The sequence below is a fragment of the Bacillus sp. FSL W8-1141 genome (genome assembly GCF_038593205.1).
Taxonomy (GTDB): domain Bacteria; phylum Bacillota; class Bacilli; order Bacillales; family Bacillaceae; genus Bacillus; species Bacillus altitudinis.
Map to the genome: position 1 here is coordinate 3,497,563 of NZ_CP151973.1, position 17,198 is coordinate 3,514,760.

The following is a 17,198-nucleotide window of genomic DNA, read 5'->3' on the forward strand; positions in this document are numbered from 1 at the left end:
TTTTACCAAATGAACAAACCGAATGGGTTCCTTTTTTCAAAGCTGTGTGCTTCTGATCCTCTTATTTGACCCTTACCCAAGATTCACACATAATAAAAAAGAAACAATATCGTCTTTGAAAGGACTGAAAGATGAGCAAACTCACTGAACTCATTCACAAACAAAAAAACGTGCAAACACCAGCGGTTCAAGATCGAATCCGCCTTCTTAACGATTTGAAAAAAGCCATTAAACATCATGAAAAGGACATATTACAAGCCTTAGCCCATGATTTACATAAATCCGAGCAGGAAGCCTATACAACAGAAATTGGCATGGTATATGAAGAGATCAATCATACCGTCAAACATCTTCACAAATGGGCCAAACCATCTCGCGCGAAAACACCTCTGACCCATATCGGATCGAAAAGTATGATCATTAAGGAACCGTACGGAAGTGTTCTGATTATTGCCCCTTGGAACTATCCTTTCCAATTGGCCCTTTCGCCATTAGTTGGAGCCATTTCTGCCGGAAATGCCGTTACTTTAAAACCGTCAGAATTAACGCCGCACGTCTCAAACGTGATTGGCACGATTGTGGAAAGCGTGTTTCAAGAAGATCTTGCAGCGGTCGTTGAAGGCGGTGTGGATGTCAGCACAGAGCTTCTGAAACTGCCTTTTGATTATATTTTCTTTACTGGAAGTGTAGCCGTCGGCAAAGTCGTCATGGAAGCGGCCGCAAAGCACCTCACACCTGTCACACTTGAGCTCGGCGGAAAAAGTCCATGCATTGTCATGCCTGATGCAGACATCAAGCTCGCTGCGAAGCGAATCACCTTTGGTAAATTCACGAATGCTGGTCAAACATGTATTGCACCAGACTATTTACTTGTTCATGAATCGATCAAAGAGGACCTATTGCGTGAAATGACTACCTGTATCCGTGACTTTTACGGGGACCAGCCTGAAACAAATCCGCATTTCGGAAAAAATGTCAGCCAGCGTCATTTTGATCGGCTTTCACAATTTCTCTCAAATGGTACGATTGTGACAGGTGGACAGCGTAATGAACAAGAGCTCAAAATCGCACCGACCATTCTAGATCACATTACATGGGAAGATCCTGTGATGCAGGAGGAAATTTTCGGACCTATTTTGCCTGTCATCACATTTGACTCTCTTCAAGAGGCAGCTGACATGATTAAGGCAAGACCGAAGCCGCTCGCTCTTTACTTATTTACAACCAATAAAGAAACAGAAGACTATATTCTAGACAACCTCTCATTTGGCGGGGGCTGCATCAATGATACACTGATGCATGTCGCCACTCCATATTTACCATTTGGAGGCGTTGGTGAAAGTGGTATCGGACGATATCATGGAAAAGAAAGCTTTTTCACCTTTACACATGAAAAAAGTGTCCTGCGCCAGACCAATCGCTTTGATTTTTCTTTCCGATATCCAAATGCGAAAAACGGACTCGACATTGTCCGCAAATTTTTAAAATAAACAGGACGAAGGGATTTTCCCTCGTCCTATTTTGATTCGATGTCCTTGATACACCAGTTGATTTCATCAATCCCCATTTGCTTTAAATAGGCGTTTACTTTTGAGAACGGACGGCTGCCAAAAAAGCCGTTTCTTGCAGAAAAAGGACTTGGATGAGGTGACTCAATGATGTAATGCTTGCTTTGATCTATTCGTTCTTTTTTATTTTGCGCATGTCTGCCCCAAAGCACAAAAACGACTGGCTGTTCTCGGTCATTCAGGACGTCGATGACGCGGTCTGTCACACGTTCCCAGCCTTTGCCTTTATGCGAGTTCGCTTCCCCTTTTCTTACAGTGAGCACGGTGTTTAACAGCAAGACACCCTGCTCTGCCCAGCTGACAAGCGAGCCATGGTTAGGGACCGGACAACCGAGGTCATCCTTTAGCTCCTGAAAAATATTTCTCAAAGATGGCGGATGTTTGACACCAGGCTGAACAGAAAAGCTTAATCCGTGTGCCTGTCCTGGACCATGATAAGGGTCTTGTCCCAAAATCACGACTTTCACATCTTCATACGACGTCAAATGGAGGGCACGATAAATGTCATCTGGCTTTGGAAACACGATCTGCGTACGATATTCTTCCTTTACCCACTCACGTAATTCCTGATAATATGGCTGTTCAAATTCACTTTTCATCACAGCCCACCAGCTATCATTTAAAAATGGCTTCATTGCGGTTGTCCTCCTTCTGTCTGCTGTGCCAATCTTGAGATCATCGGTTTTCCATCCCATACAATCTCACTCTCTGATTCTCGTTTTTTCATCGCTGGTTCTTCTAATAGGACAGCAAAGTTTGCTGTCGGCAAATCACCCAGCCCATGCTTTTCACTCAGATCATCTAAATAGTTCTTCCTTGTTTCACCAAGATCACTCGACTGATTGCCCCCACCATCAAAGAACGCATAGATCACACTGGCAGTCGGCACTCGTTTGGCTCGTGCATGCTGCGTAACACGCAGGAAAAAGTCCCAGTCCCAGTAGTGATGCATCGCTGGATCAAAATAGCCGATCTCATCGTGAATGCGGCGTTTGTACATACTACCAGAAGGAACATATGTAGAAAAAACACGCATGTCCTCAATGTCCGCTGTATAAGCAAACAAACGTCTTGATACTGGAAAACGAGTCGCACCTCGTTCTTCAAACGAAACAATTTCCGCATCCGAAAAGACAAAATCAGCGTCTTCCAGCGCCTTGCTCATACGTTCAATATGACAAGGTGTAAAATAATCATCGTCATCACTCAGCATAATGACGTCACCTGTCAGCTCCCGCACCCCAACATTTCTTGCGTTCACATGCTGGACATTCTCATCTAAATGAATCAAGCGGATTGGCAGCTCTGGATAGAGTTCCTGAATCACGTCCACTCGCTCTCCTGCATCATTTACGACCACAATTTCAAAAGGCTGTACGCTTTGTCTCGAGATGGATTCAAGCAGTTCACACAATGCGCTCAGCCGGTTATGTGTCACAATTAATAAAGAAATCTTCATATCGGCCTAACTCCTTTAATAGATTCGTCTTTTTCATTAAAACATAAATCGGCTTTCTTCTCATGATATAAAAGACGGTTTGATTGATCGAGAAAATGGGAATTTTTGATGAAAAGGAGTGATGATGATGGAATTTTTCACAGTTGAGAATAGTAAAGAAGCCAAACAGACGATCGAACAGATACAGTCAGCAAAGGACGATGTGTTTGTTTTTGCGTATGACCCCGAACGCTCTGATACCGTTACTGAGTATACGGAAGCAAAGAGCATGACAGCTGTCGATCAAGGGATTTTAGATCAGATCGCCAATGTCATTCGCACCAGGGATGATGAACTGATGGCCAAAATGATGTCGACCGGCGCCGATCAAGAATTAGCCTTAACGCTTTTAGAGGAGCTGAAAAAAGGGAAATTGGTGATTTGTAAAAGATAAAGAATGAGGCGTTCCTTGAAGAGTGGAACGCTTTTTTATGCCGTTTCATTGTGATAAATGGAAAAGCTGATTATAATAAGGGATAGAACAGTAACTGTTACACATCACATTGGAGGTTCAGCAACTATGTCTATGAATAAAGCACTCACCATCGCAGGTTCGGATTCAAGCGGCGGTGCAGGTATCCAAGCAGATTTAAAAACGTTTCAAGAAAAAAACGTCTACGGGATGACAGCTTTAACCGTTGTCGTTGCAATGGATCCTCATAACAACTGGGATCATCAAGTGTTTCCAATCGATACATCAACCATCCGCGCGCAACTCTCGACGATCGTGGAAGGCATCGGTGTAGATGCGTTAAAAACAGGTATGCTGCCAACAGTTGACGTCATTGAACTCGCAGCTGAAACGATCAAAACATATGAGCTGAAAAATGTCGTCATTGATCCTGTTATGGTATGTAAAGGTGCGAACGAAGTCCTTTACCCAGAGCACGCTGAAGCATTGCGCGAAAAGCTCACACCACTTGCAACAGTTATCACACCTAACCTTTTCGAAGCAGGTCAATTAAGCGGCATTGGCGAGATCAAAACGATGGAACAAATGGAAGAAGCCGCAAAACGCATCCATGAACTTGGTGCAAAGTATGTGGTCATCACTGGCGGCGGTAAGCTAAGCCCAGATAAAGCGATTGACTTGCTTTATGATGGACAAACCTTCGAACGCCTTGAAACAGATAAAATCGACACAGAATACACACACGGCGCAGGCTGCACATTCTCAGCCGCAGTCACAGCTGAACTAGCCAACGGCTCAGACGTGAAAGAAGCCATTTATGCAGCAAAAGAATTCATCACAGCTGCCATTAAAGGCTCTTTCCAACTAAACGAATACATCGGACCAACGAAACATTCCGCACATCGTTTGGACAAATAAAACAATAAAAACCGATCCGCCGCTTGGGTGAATCGGTTTTTTGTTTATCGTAAGCTGAGTCTCTGTGCGAATAACCAATCTGTTAAGCCTGGCGTCTCATAAGCAGGCGTCCATGATGCATGATCATACCCATACTTGCTTGCATACTCGGTATAAATCGGTCTTCCACCAGCTTTTTGAATAGCTTGAATTGTATTTCTCGCATAACTGATAGGAATAATGGAATCATCCTCTGCATGAAATGCCCATATTGGCTTGTTCGCTAAAATTCCTGCCTTACTTGGATCTGCACCCCCCGCAATAGGAATCATCGCTGCAAACAAACGAGGATATGTGATGTTCAACTGATACGAGCCAAATCCGCCTTGAGATAAACCAGTCGCATAAATCCTTTTCTGATCAATCTTATAAGAAGTTAACACATGCTGAAGCACTTCATACGCTTTGTGTAAATCTGGTGAAAATTGAAACACATTTGTCAGGTCGATTTCATTTTGCGCGTTTCTTGTTAAAGCAAAACCCCCATCCACAGCATTTCGAGCCTGAGGTGCTAGTACGTATGCAGGATGTTTCTTTTGAACTTCAGGAGAAGCCCATAAAACTGCACCATCATTTGCAAGTAACTGCTTTTGATTATCAGTCCCCCGCTCCCCTCCTCCATGTAAGAACAGGACGAGAGGATAAGCTTTACCCCTCTTATGATTTTTCGGAATGTATAACCGATAAGGCATTCCTTGATATTCAAAAGATAAAAAAGATGAGGCAATGTCCTCTCGTGTGACAAAACGATAATTATACGTAGACGTAGCAAGGCGATGCCTATTTTTGTAAACGCTTACTTTTAAAGTCGTATCGGTATCAATTTGAATAGGCTTTGTATATCGCTGACTTTGAGTTGTCGGCTGGCTGCCATCTGTTGTGTAATAAAGAGAAGTTTTTGGCACCTGAGAATGGAGTGCCACCTCTTGTGAGCGATAATATTGACCAGATGGTACGGAGGCAGTAGGTGTAAAAAATGATGTGTGTTGCGTTCGGGCAGATGAAACGGAAGGATGAAGAAAACTCATAGAAAATAGCACAATGATAAAGGTGATCAGACATTTCTTGGTTGCATGGTTCATATCGTTCCTCCTGTATATGCTCAGATGAATTTTTATTTATTTTGTATCATGACAAAAGAAATGTCAACGCTTTCATTTAATTTTTCTGAATGATCTGACTAAAATAAAAAAAGCATACCCGCACCCAGGTACACTCTTTCACCATACTTTTTTACCTACTTTTGCTGATCAGATTCTTTCGCCATTTTTCGAATAAAGGCTTCAATGGATTCAACAAATAAGGCATATTCTTTCATTTGTTTATACGTATCTGACAGCTTCTCTTTTAATTCTTCCTGCTCTAGAGAAGGTTCACCGAGAATAGATTGGACTTGAATCAGCAATTCTTTATATTCTTCACGTTTATCTTCAACATGATCTGCCATTGTCTCCAAGCGTTTTCTAGTCGTCGGCTGCTGTTTTGAATTCAAGTAAACAACCCCTTTTTGTCCTACCGCATTTGGATAAACGTCAGCCTCAGCTGTATATATTTTAAAATGATACCATAATCGAACCTGTTATCATATATGTAAAACGTCATCAAACCGCTTCAGGCCAACCTTGTATATACATGATATAGGCTTTAAGATACAGGCTGATCTCACTAGAAAAAGCAGATCAATGATCTGCTTCTTTTTGCAAATGCCACGTCTTCAATTTAAGCTTCGTTTCATTTCTACCACTGATGGAGATTGATTTATTTCCCGGGGAAGGAAAGTAACGTGCAGTAAATACTTCCCGGCCTCCGTTGACAAAAATCTCAATCGATGATGCATCAATAAAGATATGCAAATCCTGTAATTCATCAATTTCTACTTCACGAACTTCCTTTGTTCGATCTTCAAATCGATCTCGCTCTAACGTTAGTTTGCCTTCATCTTTATCATAAATGATACGAGCAGCAGCACGGATACAGCATTCAAATCCTTTTTGTGTTTCAATTTGATCAATGAATACCTCTGCGCTCGTCAAATCTTCAACAGGAATGGAGTGAACAGATCGTTTAACGTGAAAAACATGCTCCTGCTCATTTGTCCGCATAGATCGAAGTTCACTTACCGGCTGTTGAATAAGACGCCCTTCATCATCTAAACGAAGCTCTCTCGGAATCGTCAAACAATGGATCCATTGATAAGAGACAGTTGGGTGATGCTCTTCCCCTTGATCTGGTACACCCATCCATCCCATTAAAATGCGTCTGCCCGATTCATCTTGGAAAGTCTGCTGTGCATAAAAGTCAAAGCCACGATCCAGCTCCTCAAACGCTCCATGCGTATATTGGTAGGTACGATCATCCAATGTACCAACAAAATAACCAGATTGATGTGTATTGTTGTATTTGAATCCATCAGGCTTCAGCCCCTGTGGTGACACGATCAATACATCCTGACCGTCTAATTCAAACAGATCTGGACATTCCCACATGTATCCGAAATGATCTAATCCATTCTTTCCACTGCCTGCAATAATGCCTTGAAACGTCCAATTGTCTAATGTATCAGATGTAAATAAGACAAGATGTCCTTTGAGATCTTCACTTTGTGCTCCAAGGACCATGTACCACTTTCCATTCCGCTTCCACACCTTCGGGTCACGAAAATGTGCAGTGAATCCTGCTGGCAAAGTCGCCACGACACCTTTTTTCTCAAAATGAACCCCATCCTCTGACACAGCTAAACATTGATATGTCTCACGGTTCCCTTGCTCGTCACGGACATTTCCGGTATACATCACGTACATACGACCATCATCAATGACTGCACTGCCAGAATAACAGCCATTTTGATCAAACCAATCACTTGGCGTGAGGGCAGCCTCTTCATGCTGCCAATTCACTAGATCGGTTGATGTGTAGTGACCCCAAAATTTTGCCCCATGACCTGTTTTAAATGGCTGCCACTGATAAAACACATGGTAGACTCCCTTCCACTGAATCAATCCATTCGGGTCATTTAAAAGACCGACTGGCGGCATTAAATGGAAGTTCTGACGGTACACATCTTTTTTCACCAAATGCTCATAGTTTCGAATACGATCTGTTACCTTTTGACGAAGTGCTGCGTCCGTTGTTGTCATCACTGTGACCACTCCTTGATTATTTTTCGACTTCTTTGACTTTAAAGATGATGGTAAGAATAAATGAAACAGCAACAGCTATTAACATACCAATAACATAATTTACCACATTTTGTAAACCAAATGGGGCTGCAATTGCAATCATCGGAATCCCTGTTAAACCATAAGCGTTGGCGGCTACCTTCGTGAAGACGACAAACGCCCCGCCTAATGCACCTCCGATCATTGCAGCAATAAATGGCTTACGATAACGAAGATTCACACCGAATATGACCGGCTCAGTAATACCTAAGAAAGCAGAAAATGCTGCTGGTAAAGCAATTTCTTTCGTTTTTGCACGCTTTGCTAAGAAAAAGACCGCTAGCCCTGCTCCGCCTTGAGCGACGTTAGACATGGCCCAGATCGGCAGCAAATAATTCCGTCCAATATCATTTAGAAGTCCTGCCTCAATCGCATGGAAGCTGTGATGAACACCTGTCAGTACAATTAAAGAATAAGCGCCTCCAAAAATAAGTCCAGCTAAGAATCCTGCATGGTCATAAACATAAGTGAGTGCATTTGAGATTCCTGTACCGAGCATTCTCCCTAGCGGTCCTACAGCAATAAACGTCACAAATCCAGTCACAATCACCGTCACAAACGGTGTCACAAGTAAATCAATACTGTTCGGCACAACTTTTCTTAAATTCTTTTCAATCACGCACATGATATACACAGTCAATAACACGGGAATGACCGTTCCTTGGTAACCAAGAAGCGCAATATCAAAGTTGAATAGATGCATATATTCTGGTTTTGCGTCTGTCAGTCCCCATGGATTCAGCAAGCTCGGGTGAATCATAATGCCCCCAATGACAGCTCCTAAATATGGATTTCCACCAAACTCTTTGGCTGCACTAACCCCAATTAAAATCGGTAAAATGATAAAGGCAGCACTTGAGAACATATCTAGCATTTGGAAGATGGCAGAGCTTGGATCAGCCCATTTGAAGGCTTTCATCATACCTAATAGACCCATTAATAAACCGCTTGCTACAATCGCTGGAATGATTGGTACAAAAATATTCGATAGCGTCTTGGCAAAACGTGCAAGTGGATTCATTTTTTGCTTCACGGCTTCATCATGGCTGGCAGGTTTTTGATTCTCGTCGTCTGCCTCAAGACCCGCCTCACGAGCAAAAGGCTCATATACTTTGTTGACAGAACCTGTTCCAAATATGATCTGGAATTGACCCGAGCTTGAGAAGGCACCCTTCACACCCTCAAGTTCTTCAATGGCATCTTTGTCAATCAACGCCTCATCTTTCATCACCAATCGGAGTCGTGTGGCACAATGTGTTGCGCTAATGACATTTTCTTTGCCGCCTAATAATGTTGTTAATTCTTTGGCTGTTTTTTGATAATCCATGTTGTCTCCCCCTTTTTTTAAAACAAAAAAGACCTAAAATTCACTAACGATTAAAGGACATACACGTCCCCTCGTTACGCAAATTTTAGGTCTTGCCTGCCTGACAGTCACAATCCCACGATATTGGTTTTTGATTACGCTTTCATCATAGTATAAGAGCGTGACCTGCGTCAACCTATTTTTTCGAATCAAATGACCCATATACACTAATTAGAGTAGTGTGCATAAAAAAAAGCCTGCGGACAGGCACAACCTTTACACCAATTCGGCATCCTGCAGACGCTGGACATGCAGCGTGATGTAGCCGATCTCCGATTTAGGGAGATGAAGTTCATATTCTTTTTTCAGCAAATCAGCCAGTCCAAGTGCACACCGGTAAGCCGAATCATACTTTGTTTGGATAAAAGTCAGCATGTCATCGTCCATGATTTGAAATGCTTCATTCGATTCCAACCTGCCTAATGCATACCTCAAATGTGTCACAAGCCGCTGATATGAAATACTATCCTCATCAATCGAGCGCTCAAAAACGCTTTCGATATGCTCGATCATTTCTTTGATCATCGTTGTGTATTTGACCGTCTTCTTCATGGACTCCGTATTCATTTTGGCCGTATGAATATGAAGTGCCACATACCCTGCCTCATCGTCCGGCAGGTCAACCCCAAGCCGCTCCTTTACATAACGAATGGCATACTTTCCAATATCATATTCCTGCTTATATAAGACTTTGATCTCACCAAGCAATTTATTATATAGCACAATGCCTTTTTGAACGCGTTCAATGGCAAAGGATAAATGATCTGTCAGTGAAATGTGGATATGATCACTGAGCGGCATCATGAGTTCACCCTCTGCATAACTAATAATATGCTCTGCCACCTCAATATGCGCTTCTGGCAATGTCGCAAGAATTTGTTTGAATTTCTCATTTTCTTCACGCACAACAAAAATCTTCTCTATTTTTTGAACGGGAACGACGTCATTTTTCCCCTTCTGAAAAGCAATTCCGGGCCCCATCACAATTTTCTCCTGATCACCCTCCTTTACAACCACTGCATTGTTATTCAATATTTTATATATCTTCAAGGGGCATCCTCTCCCACAGATAACGTGTCTTATGTGGGATTTTACCCTGTTTCAACTTTTCTGTAAAGATAAGAACGGACCGGCACGCGCCTCTCTCGTTGTCTTTTCATAAAGCATCATCAGACTTTCTTGAAACGGCTTTTCTGTCCTGCGCTTCTTCTTCTTTTCATCTGCCAGTTTCTCTAGCTTTCTCTCATTCACCGCAAGAAAGAATCCTCCATCCACTGCTGCCACTTTCACCCCTTGCTTCTTCAGCAGCTCACCAGGATTCACAAGCACATTCATCACAAAACCAAACCATACACTCAACCAGTTCTTCCATTTCTTCACTGAACATCCCTCCGATTTCCTTAGAATCTAGCAGTTCTAGCAAATTAACTGTTCCTATCATATCCCGAGAAAAAAGAGAGGTTTGTCACAATCTGGGTGAAAAAACGAACTAGTTTTCAGAAGTTTTGTTGAAAAGTGCAGAAGATGATCATGTTCCACAATGTTTCTATGAAAATTTTATACACACACTATCCCAAAGATAAGCACATCTTATCAACAGGGTTTATCCACATATCAACACCCTCTTACTAGATTTTGTGTATGAGATTTTTTTATTTTCCATATATATATCTGAATAATTGAGTTATCAACAGATTATTGTGCATAAGTGTGACTTTATAAACAAAATAGTTCTTTATGACTATGTAAAATAAGACCATTTCAGTAAAGGAATTGGTTTCATCGTATGGAATACTTAATAACGGGCAGTGAATCTTTCCTATTTATCCACAAAAAGAAAGGCTATCTCCCTAAATACACAGCTAGAAAGGGGAAAATTAATTGAAAAAAGTAATCTCTCGTTCTTCTGTTCTATTGTTCTCCACTATTTTTACCTTATCCACATTCTTTTCAGGTCAGGCTGCTGCCGCTCCATCGAACAAACAGGTGGAACTGGAAAAAGCAGAAATCTTCGGCGAAATCAATGTTAAGTCTAGAAAACACACCACTGTCATTGTTGAATTAAAGGAAAAATCCTTAGTTGAAGCCAAGCAAGAAGGCGAAGCACAAACAAAAGCCTCCCTCAAAAAATCTCGAACTAAAGTAAAGAATGCAGCACTCAAAAAGTTAGATAAAGCGAGTGTTCGTCAAGAATATGAAAAAGTCTTCTCTGGTTTCTCTATGAAACTTCCTGCAAACGAAATCCCGAAACTGCTCGCAGTTGACGGAGTAAAAGCCGTTTATCCGGATGTTACATATCAAACAGATGAAGTGAAAAAGAAAAGCGTCCAGCTTCCTCATGAGGATGTCTCTCCACTCATGGATAAAAGTGCTCCATTTATCGGTGCCCCAAAAGCTTGGGATGCCGGCTACTCTGGAAAAGGAGTAAAAGTCGCTGTCATTGATACTGGAGTAGATTATACCCACCCTGATTTAAAAGGAAACTTCGGATTATACAAAGGCTATGACTTTGTTGATAATGACTATTCTCCACAAGAAACACCAAAAGGAGATCCTAGAGGCGAATCGACAGATCATGGTACACATGTCGCAGGAACAATTGCGGCAAATGGACAAATTAAAGGTGTCGCAAAAGATGCTACCCTTCTCGCCTATCGTGTCCTTGGACCAGGCGGATCAGGAACAACTGAAAATGTCCTTGCAGGCATCGATCGGGCTGTCACTGACGGAGCCGATGTCATGAACCTTTCTCTTGGAAACAGTGTGAATAACCCTGATTATGCAACAAGCATCGCACTGGATTGGGCCATGTCTGAAGGGGTTGTCGCTGTGACATCAAATGGAAACAGCGGGCCGAACAGCTGGACCGTTGGATCTCCTGGGACATCAAGAGATGCTATTTCTGTCGGAGCCACTCAGCTTCCGTACAGTTTATACAACGTGAAATTCCCGAACTATTCAACAGCAAAAGTGATGGGCTACTATCAAGAAAATGATTTAAAAGCACTTGACCAAAAACAAGTCACACTCGTCCAAGCAGGCATCGGTGACGAAAAAGCTTTTGAAAACATCGATGTCAAAGGAAAGGTGGCAGTGATTGAACGTGGAGCCATTGCCTTTGTTGATAAAGTGGACAATGCGAAAGCTGCTGGTGCGATCGGCGTTGTCATGTACAACAATACCGATGGAGAAATCCCTGTGGATGTACCAGGTCTAGCCCTTCCGACGATTAAGCTGTCAAAAGCGGAAGGAACAGCACTTGTTAAAGCCATTGAGGCTGGTAACAATACAACGACTTTCTCGATTCAATTTGTGAAAGAGTTAAGTGAACAAGTCGCTGACTTCTCATCTCGCGGACCTGTTGTCGATACGTGGATGATCAAACCAGATCTTTCAGCACCTGGCGTGAGTATTGTCAGCACCATTCCGACACACGATCCTTCTCAGCCATACGGCTATGGATCGAAGCAAGGAACAAGCATGGCATCTCCTCATGTAGCCGGAGTAGCAGCGATTATTAAACAAGCAAAACCATCCTATTCTACAGAACAAATTAAAGCGTTGATGATGAATACAGCAGAAACATTGTATGACCCAAATGGTAACCCGTTCCCTCACAATACGCAGGGCACAGGCAGCGTTCGAATCATCGAATCACTTCAAGCGTCTTCTATTGTGTCTGATGCAAGCTATTCGTACGGCACTTTCTTAAAAGAAAAGGGCGTTCAAATCAAAACGAAGAAGTTCAAGGTAGAAAACCTGTCAAAAGCACCGAAAACCTATACCATTGATTACAAGTTCGATGGCAACGGCATTAGCACAAACGGCACGAAAAAAATCACAGTGAAAGGGAATTCCACAGGGTCCTTTACTTCCGCAGTACAAGTGAATTATGGGAAAACGAAAAAAGGAACGTACCAAGGCAGTATCACCATTCGCGAAAATGGCAGAAAGGTCACTGAAATCCCTACTTTATTGATTGTAAAAGAGCCTGATTACCCGCGCGTCACTTCGGTTTCCGTAGAGCCGGATAACCGTGCTGGAAGCTATGTTATTAGCAGCTATCTCCCAGGCGGTGCTGAAAATCTTGCATTCCTCGTCTACTCGACAGATGGAGAGTATTTAGGTGAAGCAGGAGTTTATCAACATGTTGATAAAGGAGAGCATCGTGTGAAATGGAATGGCACGATCAATAAAGGACAGAAGTTAGAAGCAGGTGAGTATACAATGCTTGCGTATGCGAGCCTGAAAGGTAAATCAGATACGGTTCAAACGAAAGAACCATTCGATATTTATCCTGAATAAACAAGAATCACATAAAAAGCCTTGTATGAGCCCATCAGCTCAACAAGGCTTTTCTATCATGTATGGAGGAAAGAGAAATTCATGTTGATATGGCTATGGATCGTTTCTTTTATGACGGCTTTTTTTCTCACGATCACCTTGGTTTATTTTTTTACCTTTTTACATGCAAAACAGCCTCGTCCTTTTCATCAAGCATGTGAACTGACTGTCTATACCACCTGCATTTATCCTCTTAGCTTGGCGGTGACAGCTGCCTTTATTCTCACCATGATGCTCCTCTATCCCTTTTATTGGTTGCGCAAATGGTAAAATGACATACGTTATGCATCAAAAGCTTCTTTTAATAAACGATACGATGTGAGACGGTCTTGCATGTGATGTGTGATGGTCACAGCGATCACTTCATCTGTACGATACGCCTTTGCGAGTGCTGTCAGCTGCTGCTTCACAGAGGACGGCGTGCCAACAACCATCCTCTGTCGATTGGCTGCTACTCGTTTTTGTTCATATGGACTGTAGGAATAGGCCTTTGCCTGTTCAAATGAAGGAAAGCCGCCAAGGTCCTGTCCTTGTTCGTTAGCTAATAATGATAAATCTAAGCTAACAGCCAATTTTTCTGCCTGTTCCTCTGTTTCTGCACATAAAACGAAGACCGCAAGACTGACACGCGGCTCATCACCAAATTCTGAAGGTTCAAATCGGCTGATATACTGCGACACAGAGTCTTCTCCGCCTTCTCCATTAATGAAAAGAGCAAACGTATAGCCTGCACCTGCTTTTGCGGCAAGCCGTGCACTTCCTCCAGAGGAACCTAACATCCATACCTCTGGGGCAGTATCTACTTTCGGAGAAGCGGTCAGGTGAGGCAGCGGATAAAATTCATCGGCTAAATCATGTAAATACACCCTTAATTCTTCTACCTGCTCAGGGTATTGATCACCAAGTCGCTTCCGTTCTCCATGATGAAGGGCAATGGAGGAGATCGGCATACCTCCAGGAGCACGTCCAATGCCAAGATCAATTCTGCCCGGAGCCAAGGCTTCGAGCACTCTGAAGTTCTCTGCTACTTTATAGGCACTGTAGTGGGGCAGCATGACGCCGCCTGAACCAATACGGATATGTGACGTCACAGCTGATAAATGACCGAGAAGCACCTCTGGACTCGATCCTGCGAGCCGGTTTGAAAAGTGATGCTCTGATACCCAAAAACGATGATAGCCCCATTTCTCTGCCTGCTTCGCCAGCTCGACTGTTTGCTTCAGTGCCTCAGCAGGCGTCGCATCTCCAATCAAAGGAGATTGATCCAGTATACTTAATTTCATGATGTCGCACCTCTTACACAAATCCCCCTCTCTCACTCGAAAGGGGGATTTCCTGATTTATTTTCGATTAAAGCCCTTCTCTTTCACAAAATCTCCGAGGAAAGCACGTTTTGGCTGGCTAAAGCCTCGAAGCATTTGCTCAGACCATGTATCTTTTCTCTCACCGTTTGTTCGTTCTTCATAATATGATGAAATACGATCATCGTATTCTTTTAAATAACGATCCACATGAGCTTCGTCTTGCTGATATGTGTTTTCATGGTAGATCAGCTCAACGGGCAGCCGTTCCTTTTGAGATGATGGATTGGCAGGATGTCCTATGGCCAGACCGAATAGCGGCAGCACATAGGAAGGCGTTTCAAGTAACTCGGATACTTCCTTCAGCTGATTACGCAGTCCGCCGATATAGCAGATGCCAAGTCCCATAGATTCTGCGGCGACACTGACATTTTGCGCAGCGAGCGCCGCATCAATCACACTGATAAGAAAGGCTTCAGTATTCTCAAGCGCTTCTTGATGGTTCTTTCCTGCTTTTTTTGCGATATAGTCGTGGCGTTTCAAGTCTGCACAGAAAACAAAAAAATGCCCATTCTTCTCAACGTATGGCTGATTTCCAGCCAGTTCAGCAAGCTTCGCCTTCTTCTCCTGATCTGTTACACCAATGATACTATACGCCTGTACATAGCTTGATGTCGAAGCAGCCTGTGCACTTTTGATAAGTGTCAGCACTTCTTCCTCTGTCAGACGCTCATCTGTAAACGAACGGATGGACCGATGATTTAAAATGGTTTCTATCGTTTTATTCAATTCGAAGACCTCCTTCACTCCTACTATCATAAGTCAAATGAATATTACTTTTCAAAAGTTAGAACTCACGCCAAAAAGGCAGCCTACGCTTAGACTGCCCTTTACCCGTTTTATTTAAATAAATAACTTTGATATTTCGTTAATTGAACACTTGCATTATAGGCGATACCAAATCCAATAAGAACAGATAAAACAGAGCTTCCCCCGAAGCTGATGAATAAGAGCGGTATCCCCGTTACAGGCATGACGCCTATGTTCATACCAATGTTCTGGAATGTATGGATGACAATCAATGCTGTATATCCTACACAGAAAAATGACGCAAACCGGCTATAAGGGTGGATACGGTCAATCAGCACAACAAGCCGATAAATCAGGAAGAAGAACATGATGACCACAAATGCGCAGCCGACAAAACCAAAAGCTTCCCCTATGATAGAGAAAATCATATCTGTCTGAGCTTCTGGAACATACACTTTTAAGTTCTTAACACCGTTCCCGAAAATTTGTCCTGCCCCAATTGCCATAATGGCTTGCTCAACTTGATATTTATCCGATCCAGATGCATCCTGTGTCTGGGCTTGGTTGGCTGTCGAAGAACTATCAGGAAGCCAAGCGGTAATCCGGTTGATCTGATACTGCTGAATCCCGATCTTTTGTGCGAAATCAGGGAATAGAATAATCACGGCTAACACAGCGGCAACTAAAAGCACAACCACTGAACCAATGAGAGAGATCAATTTCCAGTTGACCCCTGATAAAAAGACCATGACAACGACAATAAACATACATACCGCAGCCGTACCTGCATCTTGCAAAAAGATGAGTCCGACTGGTACAGCAGCCACGCCGGCAATTTTTAATAGTAGGAAAATATCATCTTCTAATGTTCGTTTTCCTCTTGGGGTTGCCTTCCCAATGACAGAGGCGAGCATCATAATCAAACCAATTTTCATGAACTCTGAAGGCTGAAATGTTCCAATTCCCGGTAACACAAACCAACTTTTTGCACCATTTTTAATTGGAGCAAAATCATGACCTGCAATTTGTGCAGGAGCAATTTTCAAAAGAATTAAGAGCATAATGCCGCCTATAAAAATATATAAGCTTAACTTTTCTAATTGTTCCAGATCGAAGTAATTAATAGCCACAATACAGATGACCCCGACCATGTAGTAAATGATCTGTCTGGTCCATGCATTAGATCCATATTGCCCAAACTGTCCCGCAGCATAAATAGCGATGACACTGATGGCAAAGAAGGCTAAAAATATAAAAATCAAATCTCCTTGATAGTAAGGAGATGTATTCTGCTTGTTCATGAACTAACCACCCTTATTACAAAACATAAAAGCCCTTATTTATATTAGATTGAAATTTTCACAAAAGCAACTCACCTTAAATATGACGGAAGTGACACCTGAAAGGTTCCATTCTAATTTCAAAAAATGAAATACTTTTCATCCTAATAATAGGAAAAAATCCCTTTCTACTCTATCATGACAACCGATCATAAGTCCTTTAAAAAGATTATTTTACAGATTTTAAGGGGAAAATTCAATGACTTATGTGGCGATATGAAAGGTTAACATCTTGCCAGCATAAGCTTAACTGAGGTATAAGAAAAAAACAATTTCTGCGGAATAAGGCCCATTTTCCAATTATTGAGTTTACTTCAAAGTCAATTGTGGTATAATATTTGTAACAAAATGTTCACAATATCTCCTAAAAACAGACACAATTGC

15 protein-coding genes are annotated in these 17,198 nt (G+C 42.3%); 4 read left to right on the forward strand and 11 right to left on the reverse strand.

Annotation, left to right across the window (positions count from 1 at the left end; genetic code table 11):
- The first annotated feature begins 131 nt into the window (after positions 1–131).
- Positions 132–1,490: an aldehyde dehydrogenase gene (locus tag NSQ52_RS18030; protein WP_144667599.1), complete on the forward strand. Its 1,359-nt coding sequence runs from the start codon at positions 132–134 to the stop codon at positions 1,488–1,490.
- Positions 1,491–1,516: 26 nt separating this feature from the next.
- Here NSQ52_RS18030 and NSQ52_RS18035 read toward each other — a convergent pair whose 3' ends face one another.
- Together NSQ52_RS18035 and NSQ52_RS18040 are read right to left on the reverse strand one after the other, a co-directional pair.
- Complete coding sequence (locus tag NSQ52_RS18035) at positions 1,517–2,203, reverse strand: uracil-DNA glycosylase (protein ID WP_047945809.1); 687 nt, start codon at positions 2,201–2,203, stop codon at positions 1,517–1,519.
- Positions 2,200–3,027 carry a glycosyltransferase family 2 protein gene (locus tag NSQ52_RS18040; RefSeq protein ID WP_024719483.1) on the reverse strand — a complete coding sequence of 276 codons (828 nt, stop codon included), beginning with the start codon at positions 3,025–3,027 and terminating at the stop codon, positions 2,200–2,202. The genes NSQ52_RS18035 and NSQ52_RS18040 overlap by 4 nt, the downstream gene beginning before the upstream one ends.
- A 127-nt stretch (positions 3,028–3,154) precedes the next feature.
- Here NSQ52_RS18040 and NSQ52_RS18045 point away from each other — a divergent pair, with 127 nt between their 5' ends.
- Both NSQ52_RS18045 and NSQ52_RS18050 read left to right on the forward strand, forming a co-directional pair.
- Entirely contained in the window at positions 3,155–3,460 is a 306-nt protein-coding gene (locus NSQ52_RS18045; protein WP_008343646.1) for a general stress protein, read from the forward strand.
- Positions 3,461–3,586: 126 nt separating this feature from the next.
- The gene (locus tag NSQ52_RS18050) at positions 3,587–4,396 is read left to right on the forward strand and encodes a bifunctional hydroxymethylpyrimidine kinase/phosphomethylpyrimidine kinase (protein ID WP_008343648.1); all 810 of its coding nucleotides are present in this window, start codon (positions 3,587–3,589) and stop codon (positions 4,394–4,396) included.
- A 44-nt stretch (positions 4,397–4,440) separates the two neighbouring features.
- On the opposite strand, the gene NSQ52_RS18055 is transcribed toward NSQ52_RS18050, so the two are convergent.
- From NSQ52_RS18055 to NSQ52_RS18080, 6 genes are all read right to left on the reverse strand, one after another.
- On the reverse strand, positions 4,441–5,517 hold the full coding sequence (locus NSQ52_RS18055; RefSeq protein ID WP_342473708.1) for a chitobiase/beta-hexosaminidase C-terminal domain-containing protein: 1,077 nt from the start codon (positions 5,515–5,517) through the stop codon (positions 4,441–4,443).
- 155 nt (positions 5,518–5,672) lie between these two features.
- Complete coding sequence (locus NSQ52_RS18060; RefSeq protein WP_008359596.1) at positions 5,673–5,927, reverse strand: hypothetical protein; 255 nt, start codon at positions 5,925–5,927, stop codon at positions 5,673–5,675.
- A gap of 187 nt (positions 5,928–6,114) precedes the next feature.
- Positions 6,115–7,572 (reverse strand): sucrose-6-phosphate hydrolase, encoded by a 1,458-nt coding sequence (locus tag NSQ52_RS18065; protein ID WP_058337070.1) that lies wholly within the window; start codon positions 7,570–7,572, stop codon positions 6,115–6,117.
- A gap of 19 nt (positions 7,573–7,591) precedes the next feature.
- Complete coding sequence (locus NSQ52_RS18070) at positions 7,592–8,980, reverse strand: sucrose-specific PTS transporter subunit IIBC (protein WP_008345474.1); 1,389 nt, start codon at positions 8,978–8,980, stop codon at positions 7,592–7,594.
- Between the two features lie 255 nt (positions 8,981–9,235).
- Positions 9,236–10,069 carry a PRD domain-containing protein gene (locus tag NSQ52_RS18075; protein ID WP_041507953.1) on the reverse strand — a complete coding sequence of 278 codons (834 nt, stop codon included), beginning with the start codon at positions 10,067–10,069 and terminating at the stop codon, positions 9,236–9,238.
- A 51-nt stretch (positions 10,070–10,120) separates the two neighbouring features.
- Complete coding sequence (locus tag NSQ52_RS18080) at positions 10,121–10,399, reverse strand: hypothetical protein (RefSeq protein ID WP_024719488.1); 279 nt, start codon at positions 10,397–10,399, stop codon at positions 10,121–10,123.
- A 501-nt stretch (positions 10,400–10,900) separates the two neighbouring features.
- On the opposite strand from NSQ52_RS18080, the gene NSQ52_RS18085 reads away from it, so the two are divergent.
- Positions 10,901–13,324, forward strand: a complete 2,424-nt coding sequence (locus NSQ52_RS18085; RefSeq protein WP_024719489.1) for a S8 family serine peptidase — start codon at positions 10,901–10,903, stop codon at positions 13,322–13,324.
- 320 nt (positions 13,325–13,644) lie between these two features.
- On the opposite strand, the gene NSQ52_RS18090 is transcribed toward NSQ52_RS18085, so the two are convergent.
- From NSQ52_RS18090 to NSQ52_RS18100, 3 genes are all read right to left on the reverse strand, one after another.
- A complete protein-coding gene (locus tag NSQ52_RS18090) occupies positions 13,645–14,649 on the reverse strand; it encodes an LLM class flavin-dependent oxidoreductase (protein WP_326241849.1) in 1,005 nt (334 codons plus the stop codon).
- A gap of 54 nt (positions 14,650–14,703) precedes the next feature.
- A complete protein-coding gene (gene nfsA, locus NSQ52_RS18095; protein ID WP_017368283.1) occupies positions 14,704–15,453 on the reverse strand; it encodes an oxygen-insensitive NADPH nitroreductase in 750 nt (249 codons plus the stop codon).
- A gap of 110 nt (positions 15,454–15,563) precedes the next feature.
- Complete coding sequence (locus tag NSQ52_RS18100) at positions 15,564–16,775, reverse strand: FtsW/RodA/SpoVE family cell cycle protein (protein WP_008345489.1); 1,212 nt, start codon at positions 16,773–16,775, stop codon at positions 15,564–15,566.
- Positions 16,776–17,198: the final 423 nt, after the last annotated feature.